Origin of the sequence: Mesorhizobium sp. M7A.F.Ca.US.005.03.2.1 (assembly GCF_003997795.1) — a bacterium.
In the GTDB taxonomy this organism is placed as follows: Bacteria; Pseudomonadota; Alphaproteobacteria; order Rhizobiales; family Rhizobiaceae; genus Mesorhizobium; species Mesorhizobium ciceri.
This window is the reverse complement of the sequence record NZ_RZRP01000686.1, coordinates 1-3,458: the sequence shown is the minus strand read 5'-3', so window position 1 is coordinate 3,458 and position 3,458 is coordinate 1. Positions and strand designations below refer to the sequence as shown.

Annotated in this window: 3 protein-coding genes and 1 pseudogene; 2 read left to right on the top strand and 2 right to left on the bottom strand. The window is 60.5% G+C overall.

The features are described from left to right. Nucleotides 1–923: manganese catalase family protein (locus EN991_RS28355; RefSeq protein WP_164769425.1), on the bottom strand; the 923-nt coding region annotated here is incomplete at its 3' end. Between the two features lie 1,165 nt (nt 924–2,088). On the opposite strand from EN991_RS28355, the pseudogene EN991_RS28345 reads away from it, so the two are divergent. Beyond that, nucleotides 2,089–2,606: pseudogene (locus EN991_RS28345) on the top strand (DUF892 family protein). 53 nt (nt 2,607–2,659) lie between these two features. On the opposite strand, the gene EN991_RS40020 reads toward EN991_RS28345, so the two are convergent. Then, nucleotides 2,660–3,136, bottom strand: coding sequence for a hypothetical protein (locus tag EN991_RS40020; RefSeq protein WP_164766193.1), 477 nt, complete (start codon nt 3,134–3,136; stop codon nt 2,660–2,662). Here EN991_RS40020 and EN991_RS28335 point away from each other — a divergent pair. Then, a partial coding sequence (locus EN991_RS28335) for an NAD-dependent epimerase/dehydratase family protein (RefSeq protein WP_127369988.1) occupies nt 3,041–3,458 on the top strand: 418 nt, incomplete at its 3' end. The two genes, EN991_RS40020 and EN991_RS28335, sit on opposite strands and share 96 nt — an antisense overlap.

The window sequence follows — 3,458 nt, the reverse complement described above, 5'->3', positions numbered from 1 at the left end:
GCCTCCTGAATGCTTGCCGCGCCGCCAAAATCCGCGTTCTTGGTTCGGCCAGCTCCCGGACCGGCACCTAGATCAGCGCCCGTGATCGGATCGGACGCCGGATCAGAAAGAGTACGGTCGGCCATCTTGGCCACCACCTTCATGTCTCTGGCGCCCATTTTGACGGTTGCCAAGCCGTCTCCGCCGTCGACGGGCATCACCTCTTCAAGGTCATCGATCCGATCCCACTCTTCGCCGGAATTCCATGGACCATTGGTATCGCCGTCACCTTGAGAGGTGTTGACGTACATGCTGGCGTACCTCTCGATGCCCGGGAGCTTGCCTGACGGGAAATTGTTTTCGATGGCGTAGAGTGCTTTCTCAAACGACTTTTGATGAGCGATCTCGCGTGTCATCAGGAAGCCGAGCGCGTCCTTGATGCCCGGATCATCGGTGATGTTGATGAGGCGTTCGTAAACGATCTTGGCGCGCGCTTCAGCGGCGATGTTCGACCGCAAATCCACGGTAGGTTCACCGCGTGAGTCGACATAGGCCGCGGTCCAGGGAACGCCGGCTGAGTCGCACAGCGCGGGAGCACCGCCAAACAGGATGGATTCCTTGGCTGTCGTACCGCTGGCGCCGATCATCATATAAAGGTCCGCTTCTTTCATCTGGCCTTCGGCAAGTTGTGCCTTGAGCCCCTTGTTCAGCATGGTGACGATCGATCCCACCACCTCAAGGTGGCTGAGTTCTTCAGTGGCTATGTCGAGCAACATGTCGCGACGGCCAAGATCATCCTCGCCGAGGCCTTGCGTGAAATAGCGCATCGCCGCGGCAAGCTCACCATCGGCGCCACCGAATTGTTCCATGATCATGCAGGCCAGGCGGGGATTAGGCTCCGAAACGCGGACGGTGTATTGCAGGCGCTTGTTGTGCATGAACATTGGCAATCCTCCAGGGGGTTGGGTTGCCCAACATCCGCCTGCGAGGATTGTTCCATATTGCATCGAGTGACGCAGTGGCCGATCCGCGAGGCCATGGCGCGCTAGGGGTGAAATTCGTGTCGGGACGCACATCAATGAGCGCCTCCAGATGGGAAAAAGACTGGTCGCGCACGTTTTCCTCCGGGTACTGGAACGAACATGTTGTCGGGACTAACCCACGATGAAAGCGGCGAAAAACTGCTGAGGCTCTGCATTCGTCTGCAGGTCACAGCGATGGGATGACAGATCCCGAATGGCCACAGCAAAGTCCGGCGCCAGGCATCTCTTGCGAAGTTCTGCGATCTCGGAACAATCGCGCCAACCACAGTTCGAGCCAGGCAGCGGAGCTGCAAGATTGGTGACCCGATCCCCGCGTGAGCCCTCCCACGGCGTAGGCGCTTGATCACCAGCAGGCGATATAATCGAGGCGATAGCATCGATGGGCAAGAAGGCCAAGCAGAACACCGCGTCTCGGACGGATCGCGAAAGGGCCATCGAAGCGACTACTTTGCCCGAAAGTGCGGCCTCACCAAGGACGAGGCACTCAAGATTCTCAGGTCGCAGGATCGATGAAGAAGCGAAACGGCGGTCGGGCGGCCGGTAGGAGCAATCGTCGCTCGATCGTCGCAACCGATGGCGGCGCATGATCTAGTTCACCCCGACACACCTTTTCAACAATCCGCTTCAACCATCCGGGCATGCCGCGGGCCGGGTCCCGTTTAGACCGGCAGAGGCAGCCGAGCGACCATTGTGGCTTGCAATATGTGCCGAAAAGCGCGCGATCTGGTCTCACAGCAGCTTGCCCACAAAACGCTGAAGAGGTCGTTCCGGCACCGCGGCCCCCGACCGCCGTCTTATCAACATTGATCGGCGAAAGCGTGACCAGCAATCGACTTCGATAGGCGAGAACGCCGGTTAAGGCGCGGCAGGCGGCTTGACAAGCGGCCACGAGGCTAGCCAGGCGCAGAGGCGACATGGCGCCGGTTGTGCCGACCAGAACGGAGCGAGATCCCCACGGTCCTTGCTCGTGTTCCCACGATGTCTTTGAGGGCGAGGAACAACCGATGGCCTTGGTTGTTAGAGCTGCATATGCCGCGAAGCATTGAACTCGAAGTGGGACATGGAGATGGCGACGAAGAAAAGCGCCCAGAGCAGCACAAAGGGCCTGGAAGATCTATTTTACGAAGCCTTGAAGGACATATACTACGCGGAGCGTTAAGTGCCCTCAAGAAAATGGCCAGGGGTACCGAATCGCAAGAGTTGACCGCCGCGTTCGAGAAGCACCGCGACGAGACTGAGGGTCAGGTTGAGCGGCTGCAGCAGGTGTTCGAGATTTTCGGCAAGCGCGCGCAGGGCAAGACCTGTCCCGCGATCGACGGCATCATTGAGGAGGGCGGGGAGATACTGGAGGAGCTCCAGGCGGCGCCGGCCCTCGACGCCGGGCTTGTTGCCGCTGCCCAGGCCGTCGAGCATTATGAGATCGCCCGTTATGGGACATTGGTAACCTGGGCAAGGCTGCTCGGCTTGAATGACGCGGTTCCGCTGCTGCAGCAGACGCTCGACGAAGAGAAGGCAACGGACGAGGCGTTGACGCAGCTTGGAGAAACCAGCGTAAATGAAAGGGCGCTGCAAGATGCCGCCTAGATCTAGCTGAACGCGTTGGGCGGGAGGGAGATCGAGTCCAGCGACACCGTCGATCAGGTTGGCTGGCGCTGCGTGCATGAGCAAATAGTGGATACGGTCGTTGCACTGAACCGTCCGAGGCGGTCATTCCTGCGCGAACAACTCGCCTTGCCCATGAATGGTTGCAGGAACATCCGTGGCAGCTTGGGATCAGCGCCCATGGTAGAAACCAAAGGAACAATCAACCCGAGCTTCCGCTCGATATCGTTGCTCGAAACTGTCGGAGCTCTGGCCGGACGCGCCAGCAGCGCCGCGACGCTCGCTTCCATCTGCCCTCGGCGAGGCGCGCGGAATCGCTCGATCGTGCGGCCCGATCGCTGCGACACCGCTGTTTCGTCCGGCTCCGCGTGCAGACAGGATGAGGCGCGACTGTCACTGCAGTTTTCAGGTGCCAGGTGAGGGTCCTCGTCACCGGCGCGTCGGGTCTGATCGGAGCTTCTCTTTGTGCGCGCCTGGCCGCCGATGGATATGAAATCGTTCGCGTGCTGCATCGTGCCGGCGCCGCGCCCTTCAGAGGCTTGCCGCCTGTCTTGCTCGACATGGCAAAGGCGCTGCAGACGCAGGACTGGAGCCCGCATCTGATAGGCATCGACGCGGTCGTCAACTGCGCCGGCGTGCTGCAGGACAGCGCGCAAGAAAGCACTGGCGGTGTGCATGCGGGTGGCGCATCGGCACTCTTTGCCGCCTGTGAGCAGGCGGGCGTGAGAAAAGTCATTCACTTCTCGGCAATCGGGGTCGATCGGCTGCAGCCGTCCGCCTTCTCGGCCACCAAGCTGGCTGGCGACCAGGCGTTGATGGCGCGCGATTTGGACT

Coding starts and splice junctions, on each gene's coding strand:
- EN991_RS40020 (WP_164766193.1), bottom strand. CDS start 3,136: ATGCAGCACGCGAACGATTTCATATCCATCGGCGGCCAGGCGCGCACA.